At 66.3% G+C, this 22,705-nt stretch carries 20 protein-coding genes; 7 read left to right on the top strand and 13 right to left on the bottom strand.

Annotated elements, in window-relative coordinates:
• Positions 1 to 19: 19 nt before the first annotated feature.
• Together AB4118_RS08315 and AB4118_RS08320 are read left to right on the top strand one after the other, a co-directional pair.
• The gene (locus AB4118_RS08315; RefSeq protein WP_441489294.1) at positions 20 to 466 is read left to right on the top strand and encodes a GNAT family N-acetyltransferase; all 447 of its coding nucleotides are present in this window, start codon (positions 20 to 22) and stop codon (positions 464 to 466) included.
• A 31-nt stretch (positions 467 to 497) separates the two neighbouring features.
• Positions 498 to 1,445, top strand: coding sequence for a 50S ribosomal protein L11 methyltransferase (locus AB4118_RS08320; RefSeq protein WP_441489295.1), 948 nt, complete (start codon positions 498 to 500; stop codon positions 1,443 to 1,445).
• A gap of 41 nt (positions 1,446 to 1,486) precedes the next feature.
• On the opposite strand, the gene AB4118_RS08325 is transcribed toward AB4118_RS08320, so the two are convergent.
• A complete protein-coding gene (locus AB4118_RS08325; RefSeq protein WP_441476779.1) occupies positions 1,487 to 1,615 on the bottom strand; it encodes a hypothetical protein in 129 nt (42 codons plus the stop codon).
• A 53-nt stretch (positions 1,616 to 1,668) separates the two neighbouring features.
• Positions 1,669 to 1,899, bottom strand: a complete 231-nt coding sequence (locus AB4118_RS08330; protein ID WP_441489296.1) for a hypothetical protein — start codon at positions 1,897 to 1,899, stop codon at positions 1,669 to 1,671.
• Positions 1,900 to 2,203: 304 nt separating this feature from the next.
• Here AB4118_RS08330 and AB4118_RS08335 point away from each other — a divergent pair, with 304 nt between their 5' ends.
• Positions 2,204 to 4,048 (top strand): aminopeptidase P family protein, encoded by a 1,845-nt coding sequence (locus AB4118_RS08335; protein WP_441489297.1) that lies wholly within the window; start codon positions 2,204 to 2,206, stop codon positions 4,046 to 4,048.
• A 75-nt stretch (positions 4,049 to 4,123) separates the two neighbouring features.
• On the opposite strand, the gene AB4118_RS08340 is transcribed toward AB4118_RS08335, so the two are convergent.
• The 4 genes from AB4118_RS08340 to AB4118_RS08355 all read right to left on the bottom strand — a co-directional run bounded on the left by AB4118_RS08340 (position 4,124) and on the right by AB4118_RS08355 (position 7,331).
• Positions 4,124 to 4,423 carry an AzlD family protein gene (locus AB4118_RS08340; RefSeq protein ID WP_441489298.1) on the bottom strand — a complete coding sequence of 100 codons (300 nt, stop codon included), beginning with the start codon at positions 4,421 to 4,423 and terminating at the stop codon, positions 4,124 to 4,126.
• Entirely contained in the window at positions 4,420 to 5,130 is a 711-nt protein-coding gene (locus AB4118_RS08345) for an AzlC family ABC transporter permease (RefSeq protein ID WP_441489299.1), read from the bottom strand. The genes AB4118_RS08340 and AB4118_RS08345 overlap by 4 nt, the downstream gene beginning before the upstream one ends.
• 12 nt (positions 5,131 to 5,142) lie before the next feature.
• Positions 5,143 to 6,006, bottom strand: coding sequence for an AraC family ligand binding domain-containing protein (locus AB4118_RS08350; RefSeq protein ID WP_441489300.1), 864 nt, complete (start codon positions 6,004 to 6,006; stop codon positions 5,143 to 5,145).
• A gap of 83 nt (positions 6,007 to 6,089) precedes the next feature.
• Positions 6,090 to 7,331: an MFS transporter gene (locus AB4118_RS08355; RefSeq protein WP_441489301.1), complete on the bottom strand. Its 1,242-nt coding sequence runs from the start codon at positions 7,329 to 7,331 to the stop codon at positions 6,090 to 6,092.
• A 97-nt stretch (positions 7,332 to 7,428) separates the two neighbouring features.
• On the opposite strand from AB4118_RS08355, the gene AB4118_RS08360 reads away from it, so the two are divergent.
• A complete protein-coding gene (locus AB4118_RS08360; RefSeq protein WP_441489302.1) occupies positions 7,429 to 8,418 on the top strand; it encodes an AraC family transcriptional regulator in 990 nt (329 codons plus the stop codon).
• A 186-nt stretch (positions 8,419 to 8,604) separates the two neighbouring features.
• A complete protein-coding gene (locus AB4118_RS08365; RefSeq protein ID WP_441489303.1) occupies positions 8,605 to 8,868 on the top strand; it encodes a hypothetical protein in 264 nt (87 codons plus the stop codon).
• Positions 8,869 to 8,947: 79 nt separating this feature from the next.
• Here AB4118_RS08365 and ligA read toward each other — a convergent pair whose 3' ends face one another.
• Positions 8,948 to 11,095: an NAD-dependent DNA ligase LigA gene (gene ligA, locus AB4118_RS08370; protein WP_441489304.1), complete on the bottom strand. Its 2,148-nt coding sequence runs from the start codon at positions 11,093 to 11,095 to the stop codon at positions 8,948 to 8,950.
• Between the two features lie 227 nt (positions 11,096 to 11,322).
• On the opposite strand from ligA, the gene AB4118_RS08375 reads away from it, so the two are divergent.
• Both AB4118_RS08375 and AB4118_RS08380 read left to right on the top strand, forming a co-directional pair.
• Positions 11,323 to 12,123, top strand: coding sequence for a DUF2189 domain-containing protein (locus AB4118_RS08375; protein ID WP_441489646.1), 801 nt, complete (start codon positions 11,323 to 11,325; stop codon positions 12,121 to 12,123).
• A gap of 149 nt (positions 12,124 to 12,272) precedes the next feature.
• The gene (locus tag AB4118_RS08380; protein WP_441489305.1) at positions 12,273 to 12,578 is read left to right on the top strand and encodes a hypothetical protein; all 306 of its coding nucleotides are present in this window, start codon (positions 12,273 to 12,275) and stop codon (positions 12,576 to 12,578) included.
• A gap of 668 nt (positions 12,579 to 13,246) precedes the next feature.
• On the opposite strand, the gene AB4118_RS08385 is transcribed toward AB4118_RS08380, so the two are convergent.
• The 6 genes from AB4118_RS08385 to ftsA form a co-directional block, all read right to left on the bottom strand.
• The gene (locus tag AB4118_RS08385; RefSeq protein ID WP_441489306.1) at positions 13,247 to 15,331 is read right to left on the bottom strand and encodes a DEAD/DEAH box helicase; all 2,085 of its coding nucleotides are present in this window, start codon (positions 15,329 to 15,331) and stop codon (positions 13,247 to 13,249) included.
• A 155-nt stretch (positions 15,332 to 15,486) separates the two neighbouring features.
• Entirely contained in the window at positions 15,487 to 17,187 is a 1,701-nt protein-coding gene (gene recN, locus AB4118_RS08390; protein WP_441489307.1) for a DNA repair protein RecN, read from the bottom strand.
• A gap of 66 nt (positions 17,188 to 17,253) precedes the next feature.
• Positions 17,254 to 18,117, bottom strand: a complete 864-nt coding sequence (locus AB4118_RS08395; RefSeq protein ID WP_441489308.1) for an outer membrane protein assembly factor BamD — start codon at positions 18,115 to 18,117, stop codon at positions 17,254 to 17,256.
• A gap of 214 nt (positions 18,118 to 18,331) precedes the next feature.
• The gene (gene lpxC / locus AB4118_RS08400; RefSeq protein ID WP_441489309.1) at positions 18,332 to 19,276 is read right to left on the bottom strand and encodes a UDP-3-O-acyl-N-acetylglucosamine deacetylase; all 945 of its coding nucleotides are present in this window, start codon (positions 19,274 to 19,276) and stop codon (positions 18,332 to 18,334) included.
• A 310-nt stretch (positions 19,277 to 19,586) separates the two neighbouring features.
• The gene (gene ftsZ / locus AB4118_RS08405; protein WP_441489310.1) at positions 19,587 to 21,287 is read right to left on the bottom strand and encodes a cell division protein FtsZ; all 1,701 of its coding nucleotides are present in this window, start codon (positions 21,285 to 21,287) and stop codon (positions 19,587 to 19,589) included.
• 105 nt (positions 21,288 to 21,392) lie between these two features.
• Complete coding sequence (gene ftsA / locus AB4118_RS08410) at positions 21,393 to 22,685, bottom strand: cell division protein FtsA (protein WP_069879824.1); 1,293 nt, start codon at positions 22,683 to 22,685, stop codon at positions 21,393 to 21,395.
• Between the last annotated feature and the right edge of the window lie 20 nt (positions 22,686 to 22,705).

The raw sequence follows: 22,705 nt of genomic DNA on the forward strand, positions 1-22,705 counted from the left end.
AGCCAGCAGGATCAGCACGATGCCCGACGTCGCGGTCAATCTGACCGACACCGCCAATCCCGATCTCCACGCGGTGATCTCGCAGGGCCTGCGGGACTACAATGTCGAGATGGGCGGCGTCAGCGACCACAGGCCACTGACGATCACCATCAAGGACAGCAGGAGTGATGAACTGATTGGCGGACTACTCGGTCGCACCTCGCTCGGCCTGCTGTTCATCGACCTGTTCTATGTGCCCAAGACCCAGCGCGGGTCGGGCCTCGGCACCCGCATTCTGCAGATGGCAGAGGCCGAGGGTTTTCGCCGAGGTTGCCGCAAGGCGGTGCTCTACACGCTCAGCTTCCAGGCGCCGGAGTTCTACAAGCGCTTTGGCTGGAGCGTCTTCGGTGAGATCGCGCTCGAACCGCCCGGAGCGACCCGCTATTTCATGACCAAGGACCTCGCCGCCCCTGCCGACGGCGCATGACATCCGCCCCCGCCCCTGCTATCCCGCCCGCATGCGTGAAGGTCTTCTCCCAGCCACGGTCGCGACCGTGCTCGAACTCTCAACCAGCGGCGACAAGGCGCGCGCGCTGACGGAACTACTCGGCGAGATCTTCGATCCGACCGAGACAGCCATTTCCTCCTTTGAGATAGAGGACGGCGTCACCACGCTCTCGCTCAGCGCGCCGTGGAAGGTCGAGATTTATTTCGCGACCCATCCCGATGAAGACGCGGTGCGTGACATGCTGCGCCCGATCGTCGGGGACAGCATCGATTCAACCCCCTTCACCACCGTCAACCAGAAGGATTGGGTCGCCACCAGCCTCGACGGGCTCAAGCCCGTGCGGGCCGGGCGCGTGCTCGTCCATGGCGCGCATGACCGCGGCACGGTGCGGGTGAATGATGTCGCGATCGAGATCGAGGCGGCGCTCGCCTTCGGCACGGGCCATCACGGCACCACCGCCGGCTGCCTGCTGGCGCTTGATGCCGAACTCAAGAAGCGCCACCCGCTGCGCGGCCTGGATGTCGGCACCGGCACCGGGATTCTGGGGCTCGCGCTCGCGATGCAGACGAAGCGCCGCGTCGTCGCCGGCGATATCGATGCCGTCGCAGTCGAGGTCGCAGCGCGCAATGCCCGCGTCAACCACGCGCCAGGGGCGCTCGATCTCTATGTCGCGCCCGGCCTGCTCCACGCCAAGGCAAACCGGCCCGGCCATTTCGATCTGGTGTTCGCCAATATTCTGGCTGGCCCGCTGAAGCGTCTCGCCCCGTCGCTCGCGCGCGTGCTGGCGCGGGACGGAACCCTGATCCTCTCCGGGCTTCTGGCGATGGATGTCGCCGGGATCGTCTCGACCTACCGGCACCAGGGCCTGTACCTGGCGCGCCAGTCCCTGCGCGAGGGTTGGGCCACCCTCGTCATGAAAAAGGGCGGCGCGGCCCCAAGACCGCGCCGCCCCTACTAGGCCAGCCACCCAAAGAGGGTGTTGTCGCTTCGAGCTCAGGCTCAGAAGGCGATGTGGCCGTACTTCTGTTCCGCCTCGGCCTGCAGGGCGCGAGCGTCATGCCAGACGGCGGCGGTGAACTTGGCCGTATCGACGACCCATTCGAAGACGTGCTTGACGATGGCGATCATGGTCTTGGTCCTTTTTGGAGCGCGGGCGGCCTCTTCGGGCGCGGCGCTAAAGATCAGCGGTTGAACGGAAGCGCGGCGTCGTTCTTCAGCGCCGTTTGCGGAAAGCCGCCGAGCACGATCTCCGCCTCGTTGACGAGGTAGGAGCGCGCGCGCAGCTCACGGATGGCGGAGCGGCGACGGCTTTCGATCATTGCGACATAGAGGCGCTGCCAGAAGCTCAGACCCGCCGTGTTCATGGCTTTGGCGGCAGGCAGGGCTTCGGTCGCATTCAATACATAGGTCACAGGTCCATCTCCTCATTCCAAACGAAGGACAGTCCCGGTCGCTTCCTCGTTCTCTTATGCAACCAAAGTGGTACTTCTTCGCACTTGCGAGAAGATGATTTCGCAGATGCGAGATATGCGCATGACGCATGCGTGCCCCAAATTTTCATTAACATTTGACGCCCACCGCATAGCGAAGAGGCAATACGCCCAAAACGTCGGCTATGAGGGCCTGCCGACAAAGCAGGCAAGGATGTCGCATTTGCGCTGGCCTTCCGCCGGTTCTGACGCGACGATGGCGGGTATCGCCATGTTTGGACCCGCCATGACCGAATCGCCCGCGCACAATTTGCCGACCTGCCGCTTCCAGTCCTTTTCCGAACCGAGCAATCCGGCCGAAGTCGCGCCCCGCGTCGCGGCCCTGCGCAAGGCGCTCGCTGCACAAGGCCTGGACGGGTTCATCGTGCCGCGCGCGGACGAGCATCAGGGTGAATATGTTCCGGCCCATATGGCGCGGCTCGCCTGGCTCACCGGCTTCACCGGCTCGGCCGGCAATGCCGTCGTGCTGACCGACAAGGCAGTCCTGATCGTCGACGGCCGTTACACCATCCAATCGGCCGAGCAGACCGACACGCAGGTCGTTGCGCCAGTGAAGATGGAAGAGACCCCGCTCGAACGCTGGATCGAAACGAACCTGCCTGCAGGGGCGAGGCTGGGCTACGATCCCTGGCTGCACACCGTCGATGGCGTCGCGAAGCTCGAGAAGGCGGTCGCGGCTGCCGGCGGCACACTGACCGCCGTTTCGCGGAACCCGGTCGACGCCCTCTGGAGCGATCGCCCGGCCCCTCCAGCCGCGGCGGTCAAGGCCCATCGCGGTGACTATGCCGGTGAGACCACCGCCAGCAAACTTGCACGCATCCAGGAAGCGCTGACCAAGGGCAAGGTGGACGCATTGGTCATTTCCGACCCGCATGCCCTCGCCTGGACCTTCAATATCCGCGGCGGTGACGTCGAGCACACGCCCCTGCCGCTGGGCTATGGCATCGTCCCGCGCGAGGGGCGCCCGACCGTCTTCCTTGCACCCGAGAAGATCACGAACGAGGCGGGCGACGCCATCGGTGCGGTCGGTGAGATCGCCCCGCCGGCGGCACTCGAAAGGCAACTCGAGGCGCTAGGCAAGGCCAGGGCCAAGGTCCGGCTCGATCAGGCGACGGCCGCCTCCGCACTCGCCACCCTGATCCGCGATGCCGGTGGCACGCCCGATGCCGGCGCCGACCCGATCGCATTGATGAAGGCAAGGAAGAACGAAGCCGAGCTCAACGGGACCCGCGCCGCGCATCTGCGCGATGGCGCCGCCGTGGTGCGCTATCTGTCATGGCTCGCGCGCGAGGCGCCGAAGGGCAAACTCACCGAGATCGACGCGGTCGCCGCACTGGAATCCGAACGCCTGAAAACCGGCCTGCTCAAGGACGTCTCCTTCACCACCATCGCCGGCGCCGGCCCCAACGCCGCCCTGCCCCATTATCGCGTCACGGAATCCAGCAATCGCCGGCTCGAACCCGGCATCTTCCTGGTCGATTCCGGAGCGCAGTACGAGGACGGCACCACCGATATCACCCGCACCATTGCCGTCGGTACCCCGACCGCCGAGATGCGCGATCGCTATACACGCGTGCTCAAGGGCCATCTGGCGATCTCGCGCGTGGTCTTCGTCAAGGGAACGTCGGGCGCGCAGCTCGACGCACTGGCCCGCCTGCCGCTCTGGCAGGCCGGTCTCGATTTCGATCACGGCACCGGCCACGGCGTCGGCAGCTATCTCTCGGTGCATGAAGGGCCGCAGCGGCTCTCCAAGCTCGGCACGACGCCGTTGGAGCCGGGCATGATCCTCTCCAACGAACCCGGCTACTACAAGCAGGGCGAGTACGGCATCCGCATCGAGAACCTGATCGTAGTCGAGGAGCGGAAGATCGCCGGCGGCGACCGCACGATCTATGGTTTCGAGACCATCACCTGGTGCCCCTATGAGCGGGCGCTGATCGAGCGCTCGCTGCTCGATGCCGGTGAGATCGCCTGGATCGACGCCTATCACGCGCAAGTCTGGGCCAAGCTCAGTCCGCAATTGGAGGGCGAAGCGAGGGCCTGGCTGGAAGCCGCCTGCAGGCCGCTATAGACGCCGACCACTGCAGTGACGCCGCCGCCATCGCTGGGCTCGTCCCGACCATGACGGCGGCTTCAGGTCATGTCCTTAGATCACCATCCTCAGCCCGACCACGGCCAGCACCCCAACGGCAACGACAGCCAGCAGCGGCAGCCGCGTTGCAGCGAGTGCGGCGAGGAGTGCGGCTCCGGTCTCCGGCCAGCCGGTCGCCAGCGCACTCGGCGCGATGACCGCCACCAGCACGGCCGGCGGAATGGCGTCGAAGGCTGCCTGCGCGCGTGGCGACAGATCGAGCCGCCCCGCCAGCGCCAGTCCGGCGATCCGCGTCAGATAGGTGACGGCCGCCATGCCCAGGATGGCGATGAGATTCAGCGTGTCGAGTGTCACGACTTCACGCCCTCCGCAACCACGTCTGGCTCCGTCCCCGCAGCCAGCCAGGCGGCCAGCAGACCGCTCAGCGCCCCCGCCGCGACATGCCAGGGTGGCCCGACGAACTTGTAGGTCAGCGCCGATGCAATACCGGCAGCCGCCACCGTCCAGAACGTCACCCTGCCCTTCCAGAACGAAGCGACCAGCGCGATGAACAGCGCGGTGAAGGCAAAGTCGGCTCCGAGCCTGCGCGGGTCGCCCATTGCCGCGCCGACCGTTGCGCCCACAGTCGTCGTCGTCAGCCAGCATGAGACGAAGGGCACGATCATGCCGAACCAGTAGGCCGGCGTGAGCTGCCGCACCCGGGCTCGCTTCTCCGCCAGCGCCCAGTTCTCGTCAGCCATGTAGTACAGGCCCGTCAGCTTCTGGGCCGTGCTGAAACGCCCAAGCTTTGGTGCAATCGACGCGCTCATCAGCACGTGGCGGGCATTGATCAGCAGGGTCGAGAAAATGATGGCGAAGACAGGCGCCGGGCTCGCCCAGAGTTCGACCGCAGCGAACTGGGCCCCGCCGGCAAAGACCAGCGCCCCCATGACGAAGACCTCCAGCGGCGAGAGGCCCTTGCCGGCCGCGAGCGCGCCAAAGAGCAGGCCGATCGGGACCGCAGCCAGGGCGGCCGGCCAGATATCGCTGAAGCCCAGACGGGCATCGTCGAGGATGGACATGCAAACAGCCCTTCAGGCCAGATGGGCAGCGCGGAAGGCGCCCGGAGTGACGCCGAGCCGCGCCTTGAAGGCGCGGGTCAGATGCGCCTGGTCGCAAAAGCCGGTCGCCGCCGCAACGTCGCCAGGCATCTCGCCGCGACGCAGGCGATCCCGCGCGCGGCGGACACGGATGTCGACGAGATAGGCATGCGGCGTCAGGCCGGTCTCGCGGCGGAAGGCACGGATCAGATGATGTCGTGGCAACCCGCAACGCCGCGCCATTTCAGCCAGTGAAAGGTCTTCGTCATAGCGCTGCTCGAGCAGCGCACGGGCCTCGGCGATCGGCCCGCGCTCGCGCCCGAGCGGACGCACCGAAAGATCGGCATGGCGCGCCAGGCAAAAGGCGTAGGCGCGCAAGAGCCCTTCTTCACCCGCCAGGGCATCGCCGCTTTCCTCCAGCAGACGGTGCGCGGCAGAAAACAGCGCCGCAGCCTCCGGGTCGTGAACGCAGGGTTCGGCGAAGAACGGCGTGCCAAGCACCTCGAATCCGGTCAGCGAGGCCGCAACCTCCTGCATCAGTTCGACGGTCGGATAGGTCATCCGGTAGCGATAGCCGCCGGCATGCGGCAGGCCGTCATGGACATCGAGCGGATGGTTGAAAACCATGTCGCCGGCATGGGCATAAAGCCGCTGGCCCCGTGCATGCCAGATCTCGCAGCCCGCTTCGATCGTGCCGATCGCATAGGTCTCGTGCGCGTGCGGGGCATAGGAATGCGTCTGGAACTTCGCCGACAGGCATTCCAGCCCCGCGAAACGTGAGGCCGTGAAGATGCGGGCATGCTCCCCCGCCAGCAGCGGAGTGTCCAGCAGCGCTTCGCCTTGGCTGATCAATTCCATGCCGCCAGGATACAGCGAATACCGGCCCTGATGTCTTGAAGAAAAGTGATGGCGACGATCACGCGGACCGTCGCCATCCGATCTCAGCCGGCCATGGCCGACGCCGCGCCGCTGGCAGCCGGTGGCTCGCGGCCCAGACCGAGGACGAGGGCAGCACCGAGCAGCGTCGCGGTGGCGAGATAGCCGACGGCGCCCAACGCGCCGAGATGGTCGACCAGCAATCCGCCGAAGATCGCCCCGCCCGCAATAGCGACCTGGAAGGCAGCGACGAGAAGGCCGCCCGCGGCTTCAGCCTGATCGGCAGCGACGCGCACCGTCCAGGTCTGGATGCCGACCGGCAGGAAGCCGAAGGCGAAGCCCCAGAGCGCAATTGCGAACCCCGACACGAGGGTCGAAGCCCCGAAGAGGAGCAGCGTGAGCGCCGCCAGGCCAATCGCGAGCGAGCCCAGCACGACGGCGGCCTTGACGCTGCGTGCGACCACGGCACCGCCAGCGAAATTGCCGAAGAAACCGCCGACGCCATAGGCCAGCAGAACCAGCGAGATCGCCTCGACCTTCAGAAGCGGTACCTGCTCCAGGAAGGGACGGACATAGGTGAAACCGGCGAAGTGCCCGGAGATGATCACCAGCACCGCGAACAGGACGAGCCGGATGCTCGGCCGCCCCAGCAGCTCGAAGAGAGTGCCGATGCTTGGCGCCGCCAGCGGCGGCAGCTTCGGCAACGTCAACACCTGGGCGAGCAGCGTCACCGCCCCGATGCCGGCCGAAATGACAAAGACGGCGCGCCAGCCGATCGCCTCGCCGAGATAGGCGCCGATCGGCGCGGCGCTGACCGTCGCGACCGAGACGCCGGTGAAGATGATCGACATCGCCCGCGGCAGCAGCCTTGCCGGGACGAGCCGCATCGCGGTCGCCGCCGCCATCGACCAGAAGCCGCCGAGGCCGATGCCGAGCAGCAGGCGCGCGAACAGAAGCGTCGTCAGCCCCGTGGCGACCGCAGCCAGCAGGCTCGACACCACCAGCAGCGACGTCAGCGCCCACATCACGATGCGCCTGTCGATACTTCTCGTCATGATCGCAGTCGCGACACCGGCGACCGCGCCGATGACGGCGGTCGCCGTTACGGCCTGCCCAGCAGCCCCGTCGCTGATGCCCAGGTCGGCAGCGATCGGCGTCAGCAGGCTTGCCGGCAGGAACTCGGCCGTGACCAGCCCGAACACGCCCATGGTGAGCGAGAAGATCGCCGGCCACGCCGCTTCGGTGCGTTCCTCGATCTCGGCAGGGATGAATTGCGGGTCCGCGGTAGCGGAAAGGGAATCGGACATGGCGGTCTCCAGGACGTCGGACCAGACAAGTAGAGATGACGCTCTGGAGCTTCCATGTTAGGAAATCTGGAATGCTTGACTATTCGTCCAGGATTCCATGACCGATCCGCTGACAGAAATGCTCCGTGGCCTGCGGCTGGAGGGCGTCGACTATGCTCGTTTCCAGATGAGCGCCCCTTGGGGCCTGCTCTTTCCGGCGCAGCAGGCGGCGCGCTTCCACTTCGCCGCCGAGCGCGGCTGCTGGCTACGAACGCCGGAGAACGAATGGATCCGCCTCGAGCAGGGAGATGCAGTACTGCTGCCGCGCGGTGCCGAGCACGCCTTGGCGAGCGCGCCCGGCGCCTGCACCAAGCCGCTCGGACAATGCCAGCTCCAGACCGTCTGCGGCGACATCGCCGAGGCGCGCGGTGGTGGCGACGGTGAACAGACCATGTTCTTCAGCGGCAGCATGAGCTTCAACGTCGATGGCCAGCACCCGCTGTTGCGGATGATGCCGGAACTGATGCGGCTGCACGAGCTCGCGGCCAACGAACCGGGCATCCCGCCCCTGCTCACGACCATGGCCTGCGAGCTCGCGCTGGACCGGGTCGGTGCCGGCAGCATCCTCACCCGCCTGGCCGACGTCGTCGCCGCTGCGCTGATCCGCTCCTGGGTCGAACGGGGTTGCGGTGATTCGACCGGCTGGGTCGCCGCGGCGCGCGATCCCGATATCGGGCGGGTCCTGGCCGCGATCCATCTCCATCCCAGCGAGGACTGGACCGTCGAGGCGCTTGCCGGAGTCATGCACGCGTCGCGCTCCGCGTTCGCCGAGCGCTTCGCCAGCGTCGTTGGCGAGACGCCGGCCCGTTATGTCGTGCAGGTCAGGATGCATCAGGCCCGGCAATGGCTCGTCCGCGACCGGATGAAAATCGCCATTGTCGCGCGCCGGCTCGGCTATGAATCGGAGGCCGCCTTCAGCCGCGCCTTCAAGCGCGTCATCGGTGCGCCGCCAAGCCACTTCCGAGCGGCGGAAACGGACGGGTTGGCGGCCTTCGACGGCGGTCCGCGGCCGGGCTCGGCGCCGCCGCAGCAGTTCGGCGGCACGTAACGCAAGCCTCTGTGAGTTTGGGTTAGGGCCTGGCGCACACCGGGCCTCGCCGTCACTCTAGATCGCCCCGATGAAATGGGTACGGAATCGGCAAGACGGCCGGAACTATGTGCCGAGGAAGCGGTTTTCCCTTCGACCGCCGAGTGCCCGCTGGGCGGCGCTGTGATCCGAATGGACACCATTATCATGACAACCAGATGTCTCGCTTTCGCCGGCGCAATGGCTCTCACGATCTTCGCCTTACCTCTGACAGCGAGCGCTCAGGGCGTGCCGCGTGGTGCTGCCCAAGGCGCCGATATCGGCAACAGAGCGGCCGGAGCGGTCGGCGGCGTTGCAGGAGCGGTCGTTGGCGGAGTCGCCGGAGGCGTGGTTGGCGGTGTAAAGGGCGTCGTCGGCATTCCGCAGAACACCGGTACCCCAAACAGTCATCGCCACCAACATCGCCGCTGATCGCCTTAGCTCGTGTCCCGCTTAGACAGTCTCGTCACGGCGGGAGCGCCGCGACGAAACAAGCCGATGGCAAGCAGCTTCAGGTGCGCACGAGGGTAAACCAGCCGGCCTCGTCGATCACCTTGACCCCGTGCTTCGCGGCGTCCTTGAGCTTCGAACCAGCTCCGGGTCCGGCGACCAGCAGGTCGGTCTTCGACGAGACCGAACCCGCGACCTTGGCGCCCAGCCGCTCGGCCATGGCCTTGGCCTCGTCACGGGTCATCTGCTCCAGCGCGCCGGTAAAGACGACGATCTTGCCGGCGACCGGACTCGTCGAAGCGACCGCCTCCAGCGGCTGCGGCGTCACCTGCGCCAGCAGCCGGTCGAGCGTTTCCTGATTGTGGGCCTCGGCGAAGAACTCGACCAGTGCCTCGACGACGGTCGGGCCGATGCCGTCGATGGCATCGAGCGCCTGCCGCTCGGGGGATTGCGGGTCAGCAGCGGTCGCTGCTTCGCGCAGGGCCTCGAACGATCCGTAATGCCGCGCCAGCAACCGTGCCGTGGTTTCACCGACATGGCGGATGCCAAGTCCGAAGACGAAGCGGTTGAGCGGTGGCGCGCGCCGGTCCTCGATCGCATCAAAGAGCTTCTTCACGCTTTGCGCGCCGAAGCCTTCCTTGTCCTTCAGCTTCTTGAGATTGGCAGCGTCGCGGGCCGCCAGCGTATAGATGTCGGCGGGTTCCCGTACCGGCAGGTCGGGATCGGCATGGAAGAACTCGATCTGCTTGTCGCCGAGCCCGTCGATGTCGAGCGCGTCGCGGGAGACGAAATGCTTCAGCCGCTCGACAGCTTGCGCCGAGCAGATGAGCCCCCCGGTACAGCGGCGCACCGCATCTTCCTTGCCCGTGCGCGGGTTGATTTCGCGCGTCGCATGGCTGCCGCAGACCGGACACAGCGTCGGGAAGACATAGGGCTGCGAATCCCCCGGCCGTTTGCCGAGATCAACGGATTCGACGCGCGGGATCACGTCGCCGGCCCGCTTCACCGTCACCGTGTCGCCGACTCGGATATCGGCGCCGTCGCGGATCGGCTGGCCCTTGGAATCGAAGCCCCGGATGTAATCCTCGTTATGCAGGGTCGCGTTGGTGACGACGACACCACCGACAGTAACCGGGCGCAGCCGCGCAACCGGGCTGAGCGCGCCGGTGCGCCCGACCTGGATGTCGATCGCCTCGAGAAGGGTGGTCGCCAGTTCCGCCGGGAATTTATGCGCGATCGCCCAACGCGGCGCACGCGCGACGAAGCCGAGCCGGGTCTGGAGCGCGAGATCGTCGACCTTGTAGACCACGCCGTCGATATCGTAACCCAGCGTCGCGCGCTGGGCCTCGATCGCGCGGTAATGCGCCAGGAGCTCGCTGACACGCTCGCAGCGGCGCATCAGCGGGTTGGTCTTGAAGCCCCAGCGTCGGAAGGCTTCGACCACGCCGAACTGGGTCGCGGCTGGCAGTTCCGACATCTCGCCCCAGGCATAGGCAAAGAAACGAAGCGGCCGCGCGGCGGTTATCGAGACGTCGAGCTGGCGCAGCGATCCGGCTGCAGCATTGCGCGGATTGGCGAATTCGCGCTCGCCCTTCTCGCGCTGGCGATCATTGATGGCCGCAAAATCGGCATGGCCGAGATAGACCTCGCCGCGGACTTCCGCGACCTCCGGCACATCGTCCCCGACGAGCTTGTGCGGGATCTCCGAGATGGTGCGGGCATTGAGCGTGACATCCTCACCCTCCTCTCCGTCGCCACGCGTGGCCGCGGAAACGAGTTCGCCCTTCTCGTATCGCAGCGACAGCGACAGCCCGTCGATCTTGGGTTCGGCCGTGATGGCGAGCCCGGCATCATCCTTGCGCCCGAGGAAGCTGCGGATACGCATCGCGAAATCCGCGACGTCCTCATCCGAGAACGCATTGGCGAGCGAGAGCATCGGCACGCGGTGGCGGATCTTGGCGAATTTCGAGGACGGCCTGGCGCCAACCTTGTCGCTGAGCGCCTCATTGCCCTTCAGTTCCGCGAACACCTCTTCCAGCGCAACCAGCCGCCGACGCTTCGCGTCATAGGCGGAATCGTCGAGGATGGGAGCATCCTCCTGGAAATAGGCGCGGTCGGCCTCGGCGATCTCGGCGGCCAGCAGCTTATGCTCGGCGCGCGCCTGGCGGGGCGTCAGGTCTTCGACGGGTACGGGTTCGGCTTCGCTCATGACCGTTGTCTTAGGCGAGTTGCTGGAGTCGAGAAAGACCATCGCCTGCGCGCGTCTCACCATCGTGTTCGCACAGGCTTGCGACAAGTTCCGTCATTAGGCGTATAATGGTGGTGCTGGAATTGGATGCTCGACGCCTTCGGCGACTTGACCCAAGGATCGCGTCAGGACCGCCATTGCGCACCGGGCCAGAACCGGGAGGACTGCCAATGGCCAATCTCGACAGCATGATCTCCAATGCTGACCGCAAGACGAATGCGCCTGCCAAGCCCGTCATTGAGCCGCGCGTGCGCACCATCACCACGGCCGATCTGCGCGACGCGCTCTGGCGCGGTTACGAGGACTTCATGGCCCAGCCGAGCCATCTCGTCTTCATCGCACTGATCTATCCGATCGCGGGCGTCGTCATCGCTCAGCTCACCGTGAGCTACAACATCTTCCCATTGCTGTTCCCGCTGCTGTCCGGCTTTGCCCTGCTCGGCCCCTTCGCGGCCATCGGCCTCTACGAGATCAGCCGACGCCGGGAACGCGGCATGAACTCCTCATGGGCGCACGCCTTCGCGATCCTGAAATCCCGCTCGATCGGGACGATCCTTGCACTCGGAGCCTTGCTGACCGGGCTCTTCATCACCTGGCTGCTCTCCGCCTGGCTGATCTATCGCTGGCTTCTTGGCGGCATGCCGGTGACCTCGATCGGCGACTTCCTCGGCGACGTACTGACGACACCGAACGGCTGGACCATGATCATCGTCGGTAACGCGCTCGGCGCGCTCTTCGCGATTGCCGCCTTTTCAATGACCGTGATCTCCTTCCCGCTGGTGCTCGACAAGCATGTTGATGTGGCAACGGCGATCCGCACCTCGGTTGCCGCGGTCGAAGCCAACCCACGCGTCATGATGATCTGGGGCCTCATGGTCACCGGCCTGCTTATCCTCGGCTGCCTGCCGGTGCTGGTCGGTCTCGTCCTGGTCATGCCGATCCTCGGCCACGCCACCTGGCATCTCTACCGCAAGGTCGTGGAGAAATAGCCCGTCTTCCGCAACCGGGCCGGTTCGGCCCGGTTGCGCCGGGCTCCTCAGAAAATCTCCCGCAGCTTTGAACCTGTCTCGCGTCTCGCGCGACCAAAGGTCATGAGGCTGCATCCCGCGGCCTCGCACAAAGCCAAGGGAGAGATTTCATGACCGCCCGCACGATCCTCACCGGCCTTGCCACCGCCTTCATTCTCGGCGCCGGCGCCCTCATCGGCAGCTCGCTGGCCACCGCCACCTCCGCGCAAGCCGCGCCTGGCTGGCACGGCCCTGGCCATCATGGCCATTTCGGCCGCGGTTTTCATCATCCCCGCCCCTGGGGCTGGGGCCGCCCAGGCTGGGGATACCGCCCGGTCTACGCCAGCGCCTATTATGGCGGCTGCTACAAGGTGTTCCGTCGCGGTTTCGTTCCGGGCGTCGGCTCGGTGATCCGTCCGGTCACCATCTGCCGCTGAACGCAGATGAATTCGCCTGAAGAGGGTGTCGGAGCGATCCGGCTCCCTCCCAACGCTGCCCGGCGGCGACATCGCTCTGCAGCCCAGCCCACACGCCCCTCGGGGTTCCATCGCGCCTGCAGCCGCCAACACCGTTTGGGAACCTTTGCGCGCCGCACCGGTTCAGTTCTCGTCACAACAGAATAGTGACGCTGAATCACGCGGGCGCCAGCAGCCCGATCAAAGCCGGGGGCTTCACATGAACAACATCATTTACATCGTCGGCCTCGTGGTCGTTGTCCTCGCTATCCTGTCCTTCCTGGGCTTGCGCTGACCCCAGGCCCGAGGAGCGCCAATCGCGGCAAGTTGGCGAACATTACGGACGTCAGCGACGCTCGCCGCCGGGGAGCACCCTCAGCGCTTGATCGCCGCCGGCTCACCACAATCCCGACTTGCCTTGTACCGGGACGCGACCACGTCCTGGCGTCAGCCGCATCCCATGGCGTCGCATCTCCGTTCGCGAGCGCTGCTCCCGTACGGTCTCGGCCGCGTGAATGACACAGAGTTCCCTGCCCACCGCTCAAGATGGACGGGTCACCGAAACGCGAAACGCCCCCTCCCAGCCTGGGAGGGGGCGTTTCTGAATGATCTCGAGCCCTGTTGCCAGGGCTGGCGAACGACGTCCCTGATCAGCGATCGTCCCGACGCGGCTTCTTGCTCTTGAACGGCTTGCCGGCAGGCTTGCCGCGCTCACCGCCTGCAAATCCGGCGTCCGGCTTGCCATGGCCGAAGCTCTTACCGCCATGGCTGGGCTTGGCGGAAAAGGGCTTGGCGCCGGCAAAGGGCTTGCCCTTGGCGAAGGGCTTGTCCGAGGGACCTGACTTCTTGTCGAAGGGCCGCTCGCTGGGGCGCAACACCGCGTTCTCGTCATAGACGGGCTCGCGATCGCGCCGAACGGGATCATAAGGCTTGCCGCCATGCGCCTTGGCGCCGAAGGGCTTGCCCTTGCCTTCGTAAGGCTTCTTCTTGCCAGGGAATGGCGCGCTCGCCCGTTCATCATCGGCCCGTGGCGCACGCGTATGGGATGCCTTCTCCGCGAAGGGTTTGGCCGGGCGCCGCTCGGCTTCACCGGTCACGGGCTCGATCACGATCTTGTCCCGGTCGGTCGCGCTCGCCAGCGACGCGAAGCGTTCCGCGACATCGGCATCGATCTCGACCTTGGTTTCCGTGTCGAAGATGCGGATGGCGCCGACCTCGTCACGGGTGATCTTGCCGCGACGGCAGAGCATCGGCAGCAACTGCCTGGGATCGGCGCCGTCACGGCGGCCGATATTCAGCCGGAACCAGACCGTATCGCCACGCGGCCCGGCCTTGTGCGGCCTCTCCCCCTGCTCGCGGTCACGCTCGCGCGGACGGGCGTAATCCTCGGTGCTGCGCACCGGCCTGCGCTCGTCGCGCCCGAAACCGGGATCTCCGACCTCCTCCGCCGCCGGCAGGCGCGAACGATAGACCCTGACCAGGGCGGCCGCGATCTCCTGCGCCGAGCGACCGGCAAGCAGGGCTTCGACCATGCCGGCATCATCCTCGCTGGCCTCGCCGGTTAGCAGCGGATCCTGCAGCAGCCGCTCCTGATCGAGCGCGCGGATTTCCTCCTGCGTCGGAGCACCGGCCCAGACCGCTTCGACCTTGGCCTCGGAGAGCAGCATGTCGGCCTTGCGGCGCCGAGAGGGCGGCACCAGCAGGACGCTGGTTCCCTTCTTGCCCGCACGGCCCGTCCGGCCGCTGCGGTGCTGCATGACCTCTGGATCGTTCGGCAGCTCGGCGTGGATGACCAGTGTCAGGCCCGGCAGGTCGATGCCGCGCGCAGCCACGTCGGTCGCGACGCAGACGCGGGCGCGCCCGTCGCGCAGGGCCTGCAGCGCCGAGTTGCGCTCGCTCTGGCTGAGCTCGCCTGAGAGCGCCACGGCCGAAAAGCCGCGCTCCAGCAGGATCGCCTCGAGATGGCGGACTGCATTGCGGGTGTTGCAGAAGACCAGCGCGCAGGGCGAATCGTGGAAGCGCAGCAGGTTGACGACAGCGAGCTCGGCTTCCTTCGGGAAAACACGGATCGCGCGATACTCGATGTCGGCATGCCCGGTTGCCGAGCCGGCCACCTCGATGCGCAGAGCATCACGTTGATAGCTCCTCGCCAGCGCGATGATCGCCTTGGGCAAGGTCGCGGAGAAGAGCAGGCTGCGGCGTTCCGCTGGGGTCGTCTTCAGAATGAATTCGAGATCGTCGCGGAAACCGAGATCGAGCATCTCGTCGGCCTCGTCGAGGACGACGGCTCGGAGCGCCGAGACATCGAGCCTGTGTCGCTCGATGTGATCACGCAGGCGGCCGGGTGTGCCGACGACGATATGTGCGCCCTCGTCCAGCAAGGCGGCCTCGCGACGCGGATCCATGCCGCCGACACAGGAGATCACCCGGGCGCCGGCATGCTTGTAGAGCCAGGCGAGTTCGCGCTGGACCTGCAATGCCAGTTCGCGGGTCGGCGCGATGATCAGCGCCAGGGGCTGCCCGGCACGGCCCAGGACCTCGGCGCCCTCCAGCAGGGTCTCGCCGATGGCGAGCCCATAGGCGACGGTCTTGCCGGAGCCCGTCTGTGACGAGACCAGAAGGTCGCGTCCGGCGGCCGCCTCTTCCAGAACGGCGTTCTGGACGGGCGTCGGATCATTGTAGTTGCGTTCGGCGAGCGCACGCGCGAGCGGCGGGCTCGTGGGAAGGAATGCCATCGTTAATCGGCCTTGAGTTCATGCGCGCGGCGTGATGCGGCGCGGGAGATCGTGAGGCAGGCATCGCGGCGCGTGAAACGCAGCCATAACACCATAAGCCAGTCTGTGCCGCTCTTAGAGCAGAATTCGCAGAAAGGGAATGCAGATCGCTGCGGTCAGGCGGGCGCCGCCGCGCCATGCAGGCCAGCAGCGTCGAGCAGACGGGCGGCGGCAGCCCTCGCCTCCTCGGTGATGCTGGCACCGGCAAGCATGCGAGCGATCTCCTCGCGCCGTGTCCGGTCCTCGAGCGGCGTCACGCGCGTCACCGTACGAGAGGCCGCGTCATCGTCCAGCGCCGATTTGGCGATCAGGAAATGACGCCCGGCCTTGGCCGCGACCTGCGGCGCATGCGTCACCGAGATGACCTGCACCTGTCGCGCCAGACGCGCCAGACGCTCTCCGATCGCATCCGCGACCGCGCCCCCGACTCCGCTATCGATTTCGTCGAAGACAAGGGTCGGCGCCGACCCGCGCTCGGCAAGCACGACCTTCAGGGCGAGCATGAAGCGCGATAGCTCGCCCCCGGACGCAACCTTCATCATCGGGCCCGGCCGCGTGCCGGGATTGGTTTCGACCCAGAACTCGACGCGGTCGAACCCTTCCGGACCACGCGCATCCTCGTCGCGATCGATATGGGTGATAAATCGCGCACGCTCGAGCTTCAGCGGCGGCAGTTCTGCCTTGACCGCAGTGTCGAGACGCAGCGCGGCCTCGCCGCGGGCAGCAGAGAGCTCCCGCGCCCTGGCGAGATAATCTGCTTCCGCCCGAGCGAGCTCCGCTTCGAGCCGGGCCAAGGAGCTCTCGCTCTCGTCAAGATCGGCAAGGTCGGCACTCATCCTGGCCGCGAGATCGGCAAGCGCCTCGACGGGAACGTCGAACTTTCGGCCCGCTGCCCGCAAGGCGAACAGCCGTTCCTCGACCCGCTCCTGCTCGCGCGGATCGTACTCCGCCGCACGCATGGCCGCCGCGAGCGCTTCGCCCGCCTCTTCCAGCGCCACGATCGCGGTGTTGAGCGCTGCCATCGAGGGATCGACGAGTTCTGGTGCCTGCGCAGCCCGCCGCTCCAGCCGGCGGAGCACCGCCGCAAGAGAGGGGACAGGGGAAGCCTGGCCACCGACGGCCTCATAGGCATCGGAAAGATCCCGCGCCACCTTTTCCGCCTGCATCATGCCCTGGCGCCGGCTGGCCAGAGCATCTTCCTCGCCCGGTTCCGGCGCAAGCTTGCCAAGTTCGGCCACCGCGTGGCGCAGGAAGTCGGCCTCCTTGCGCGCGGCCTCGACACGGATGCGCTGCGTCTGCAGCGCCTGTCGCGCGCGCTTCAGCACATCGCTGGCCGTCGCCGTGATCTCGGCCTGTCCTTCGAGGCCGGCAAAACCATCAAGTATGGCGCGGTGCTGGGCCGCATCGGTCAGGGCCCGGTCATCATGCTGACCGTGGATTTCGACGATGGCGCTGCCGATCAGCCGCAGGATCTGGACGCTGACCGGCTGGTCATTGACGAAGGCGCGTGTCCGGCCATCCGCATATTGCACGCGTCGCAGGATCAGATCGCCGTCTGTGTCGATCTCCTGGGCCTGCGCCAGCTTGCGAGCCGGATGGGCGAGCGGCAGGTCGAAGACGGCACTGACCTGGCCTTGCGCCTCGCCATGGCGCACGAGCCCGCCGTCGCCGCGACCACCGAGCGCCAGCGCAAAGCCGTCGAGCAGGATCGACTTGCCTGCACCGGTCTCACCGGTCAGCACGCTCAGCCCGGCGCCAAACGCCAGATCGAGCCGGTCGATCAGGACGATGTCGCGGATCGAAAGCTGCGCCAGCATGACGCTCAGCGCGTGATTGAAGGGAGTGGCATGCGGTCCGTCACCCGGCCGTGCACCTGCCCGGCCTCAGCGGACGAGGCCGACGACCGAACGGGTGAAGCCGTTGAACAACCGGCTGATATAGGAGCCGCGATCCTCGCGGGGCTCGAGGCCGCCACTCTGAAGCAGGGTATAGGCGTCCTTGTACCAGGGGCTGTCGGGGAAGTTATGCCCGAGCACGGCAGCGGCAGTCTGCGCCTCATTGGTGATGCCCATCGCCATATAGGCCTCGGTCAGGCGCATCAGCGCCTCCTCGACATGGCGCGTGGTCTGGTATTTGGTGATGACGTCGCGGAAGCGGTTCACGGCACCGGTATAGTTGCGCTTCTCAAGATAGTAGCGCCCGACATTCATCTCCTTGCCCGCGAGCTGATCGCGCGCAACCAGCATCTTCTCGCGGGTGTCGATCACATATTCGGACTTCGGATAGCGATCGAGCAGCTCCTGCATCGCGGCAAGCGCGCGCTCGGTGCGCTCCTGGTCACGCGTCGCGTCCGGGATCTGGTTATAATACGACATCGCCATGATGTACTGCGCATAGGCAGCATCAGGGCTGGCGGGGTTCTGCGCCAGAAAGCGCTTGGACGCCGTGATCGCGTCCTCGTACTTGGCTGCCTGGAAATTCGTATAGGCAACCATGATCAAGCCCTTTTTCGCGTAGGGCGAGAACGGCGCCTGCTTGTCGATCTCTTCGAACTTCTTGACCGCGCCTTCGCTGTCGCCATTCTGAGAGCGAGCCAGCCCCTCGTTATAGAGCTTGTCGGCCGGCACATCCGCGATGATTTCCGGCTTGTAGACCTCAGGCTTGTCGAACGGATTGAGCGACGACATCGTGTCGCAGCCGCCGAGCAGCAAGGCGGCGCCGAGCGTCAGGGCAACGCCCATCCGCATCGGTCGGGCGCTTTGGGAAGTCGGGTTATTCAGCCGCATGACGCTCACGTCGTCCGTCCTCTTTCGCTCGTCACCGCAAGATGGCGAAGGATGCCTTTACCTCAGACGCAGCGCTCACGCTACCGGGGAAAGGCAGGTTACGAACATGCGGGGCCCATGCTGCATTCGATAAAAAGCAGGCGAATGCAAGGCGCGCGCGAAACTGTTCGACTGCTCAGTGCAGATCGGGCGCGAAGGCCGCGGGGGCCGCAACGGCCATCTGCACGGCACGGTGCGCATAGACCGGCTCGGCCTCGACGATCGCGTAATTCGCGCGATCCGCAAACAAGGCTTCCAGAACGGTCACATTCATGCGGTGACCGCCGCAATAGGAGCGAAACTCGCCGAGAATCGGATAGCCGGCCAGCGCAAGATCGCCCACTGCGTCCAGCACCTTGTGGCGCACGAACTCGTCGGCGTAGCGCAGGCCTTCGGGGTTGACCACCTTGTCGTCGCCGATCGCGACAGTGTTGTCGAGCGAGGCGCCAAGCGCGAAACCCGCCTTCCAGAGCTGTTCGACTTCGCGCATGAAACCGAAGGTGCGGGCACGCGAAATCTCGCGGGCATAGGCGACCGGCTCGAGGTCGAAGATCTTGCGCTGACGGCCGATCGCCGGGGTGTCGAAATCGATCTCGACATCAAGGCGGAAGCCGCTGTCGAACGGCGCGAGCTCGGCAAAGCCGCGCCCCTTCTCGACGCGGACCGGCTGCAGGACCTTGAGATAACGGCGGTTCGCACCGAGCGTGACGATGCCGACATCTTCGATCGCCGTGACGAATTCCGCCGCGCTGCCGTCCATGATCGGCATTTCGGGGCCGTCGATCTCGATCAGGACATTGTCGAGCCCAAGGCCGGCGCAGGCCGACATCAGGTGCTCGATGGTCGCGACGGAGGCGGCACCGCGATCGCCGATCACGGTGCAGAGCTCAGCGGCGCTCACCTTGTTGTAGCGGGCATGGATCAGGTGCGAGGGGCCGCCCTCGGACTCCTTGCGGAGGAAGACGATGCCGGAGTTCGCGTTGGACGGCTTGAGGCAGATTCCGGCGGGGGCTCCGGAATGAACACCGATTCCCTTCAAGGACACGGGAGCGCGGAGTGTGGTCTGCCGATCAAAATTCATTCCGGTATCCAATCTCGAACGCTAACGATCTCGGCTGCACAACGCTACGGGCTGCCTGACGGTCGTCTGCGGTCCTTCAGTTGGGCGGCGCCTGGCGGTTGCCGGTGCCGTCATCCCCCTTTGGGGCAAGCGCAACATACGCCTTAGGTGGATGCCGACAAAATCACGCTTTCTTTCGCTCTGTAACAAGCGAACTCAATCAGAGAAAAATAACCATCCCATTGAAGTATATGGTTTTTCAAACGTAAACAGAGCCCGGAGCGAGGGTTCGCTCCGGGCTCTGTTACAACTGTCGCAGGCGCTGTGGCGCTCAGTTCGCCTGGCGGCGCAGGAACGCGGGAATCTCCAGCTGATCCTCTTCGCTGCTGCGATTCGGCGCAGCACGGCCCAGCTGGTCGAGCTGGCCTTGCGCCGGGCGCGAGGCCGGCACAGCCGGCCGGCGCATGTATTCGGCATGGGCAGCGCTCGGCGCCGGAGCGGCAGGCTGCATCGGCGGCGGCGCGTGGCGCACCGGCGCCTGCGGCTGGGCCTCGTCCTCATCCTTGCGACCGAAACCAACCGAGGCGAGACGCTGCATCAGCGACATGCGCTTCTGGTCGGCCTGGGCCGGAGGCTGCGGAACGGACTGCGCACCGCGGCTCGCCGCGATCTGGTTCTGCGCCGGCATCGGCAGGTCCTCGATCCGCGGCATCCGCGTCGGGCGGACGACCGCACGCTCCGGGGCCGGGGCGATGAAGCTGTCCTCGTGACGCATCATCGGCTCTTCATGCATCATCGGCTGGCTCACCGGAGCGGCCGCGATCACCGGACGCGGCTGCACCGGTTCGATGCGGATGTCTTCCGCAACGCTCGGCTGCACCGGAGCCGACTGGCGCACGGTCTCGACATTCACAGGCGCACGCATCTCCAGCATCGGCTCGGCATGAACCGGAGCCGCGGCGCGCGGTGCGGCTGCGGTGTTGCGCAGACGCGCTTCGGCCTTCAGACGCTCGGCAACCTGGGCGATACGGGCTTCGGTATCATCCATTTCCGCCTGGGTGCTGATCGGCTTGTCGATACCGGTGGCCACGACGGAGACGCGCACGACGCCCTCGAGCGATTCGTCGAATGTCGCACCGACGATGATATTGGCCTCGGAATCAACCTCTTCGCGGATGCGGGTGGCAGCTTCGTCGACCTCATAGAGCTTCATGTCGCGCCCGCCGGTGATCGAGATCAGCAGGCCACGCGCGCCCTTCATCGAGACATCGTCGAGCAGCGGATTGTTGATCGCAGCCTGGGCCGCGGTCAGCGCACGCTTCTCGCCCTGCGCCTCGCCGGTGCCCATCATCGCCTTGCCCATGCCGCGCATCACGGCGCGAACGTCGGCGAAGTCGAGATTGATCAGGCCGGGGCGGACCATCAGGTCGGTGATGCAGGCGACGCCGGAATAGAGCACCTGGTCGGCCATGCCGAAGGCATCGGCGAAGCCGGTGGTCTCGTTGGCGACGCGGAACAGGTTCTGGTTCGGGATGACGATCAGCGTATCGACCGCCTCGTTCAGCTCCGAGATGCCAGCCTCCGCCATGCGCATGCGGCGATGGCCCTCGAACTGGAACGGCTTCGTGACGACGCCGACAGTCAGTATACCCATGTCGCGGGCGACGCGGGCGATCGCAGGGGCCGCACCGGTGCCGGTGCCGCCGCCCATGCCGGCGGTGATGAAGACCATGTGCGCGCCGGCAAGGTGATCACGGATCTCGTCGATCACCTCTTCCGCCGCCGCACGCCCGACTTCCGGCTGCGAGCCGGCGCCGAGGCCTTCGGTGACCTGCAGGCCCATCTGCACGATGCGCGAAGCCCGCGAGAGCGCCAGAGCCTGCGCATCGGTATTGGCAACGACGAAATCGACCCCATCGAGGCCGGCTTCGATCATGTTGTTGACCGCGTTGCCGCCGGCTCCGCCGACACCGAACACGGTGATCCGGGGCTTTAGCTCCCGGATGTCAGGGGCTTGCAGATTCATCGCCATGGTTGCCTCTTTCGATTTCTTGTCCGGCGCCTGGCGGGAGCCGTCCCGATTGCTACGATTTTACTCTTGGGTCGGAACGGCGCCGCGCCGCCCGGCCCGATACCCTTAGAAACTGTCTTTCAGCCAACGCCCGACACGCGAGAAATACCCGTCCGTCCCCGTCGCGAAGTAAGCGCCGCTCGCGCGAGGCTCGAAATGTTCGACATGAGCGACCTGCGGGTAGACCAGCAGGCCGACCGCGGTCGCAAAAGCTGGTCCCTTGCCAGCCTCCGGCAAGCCCTTGATCCCGAGCGGCCGGCCGGTGCGGACCTGGCCGCCGAGCAGCCGGCGCGCCGTCTCCGGCAAACCGGTCAACTGGCAGGCACCGCCCGTCAGCACGACGCGGCGGCCGGCCTGGGCCGAAAAGCCGGCAGCGTTGAGCCGGTCACGCACGAGCTCGAGGATTTCCTCGACCCGCGGCTTGATGATGCGGATCAGATGCGATTTCGCCAGATGGTTCGGGGTGTCGCGCTCGTCATCGTCGACCTGCGGCACCGAGATCATGTCGCGTTCGTCCGAAGCGCTGGAGATCGCCGATCCGTGCAGCGTCTTCAGCCGCTCGGCGGCCGAGACACGGGTCGACAACCCACGCGCCACGTCCATGGTGATGTGATTGCCACCGACCGCAATGGCGTCGGCATGGACCAGATGGCCGCCCGAGAAAACACCGAGGCTGGTGGTGCCGCCGCCCAGGTCGACGACGACGACGCCCATTTCGGCCTCGTCGTCGACGAGAACCGAGAGACCGGAAGCATAGGGAGACGCGACGACCGCCTCGACCTCGAGATGGCAACGCTCGACCGCCAGCATGACGTTGCGGGCAGCAGCCGCCTCGCTGGCGACGACATGCATGTCGACGGAGAGCTTGCCGCCGACGAGGCCGCGCGGATCAAGCACGCCCGGCACGCCGTCGAGCGCATATCCGGTCGGCAATGCGTGCATCACCGCCTTGCCGGGCTTGATCGCATGCGTCGCGGCGACCGCGAGAACCCGCTTCACATCGGAATCGCTGACCGAGCCGCTACGCAGGTCGACGCTGGCGGCATAATGCTGCGAGCCGATGCGCCCACCGGTCAGGTTGACGATGACGGACTGGACCTCGACCTTGGCCATGCGCTCGGCCGCATCGACAGCGGCCCGGATCGCGCGTTCGGCGTTTTCGAGATCGATGATGGCGCCGCCCTTCACGCCGAGCGAACGCTGATGGCCGATGCCGATGATGCGCGCGACATGGGTGCGCCCGCGCAACCGCTCGTTCGCCTCGGCCGGGTTCAGCTCGGCGATCAGGCAGACCACCTTGCTCGTTCCGACGTCCAGAATCGACAAGGTCGCGCTCTTGCGCGACGAAAGCGGACGCATCCGTGGTGTCAGGCCCTGAG

This window comes from Allobosea sp. 2RAB26, assembly GCF_052115465.1.
GTDB lineage: Bacteria > Pseudomonadota > Alphaproteobacteria > Rhizobiales > Beijerinckiaceae > Allobosea.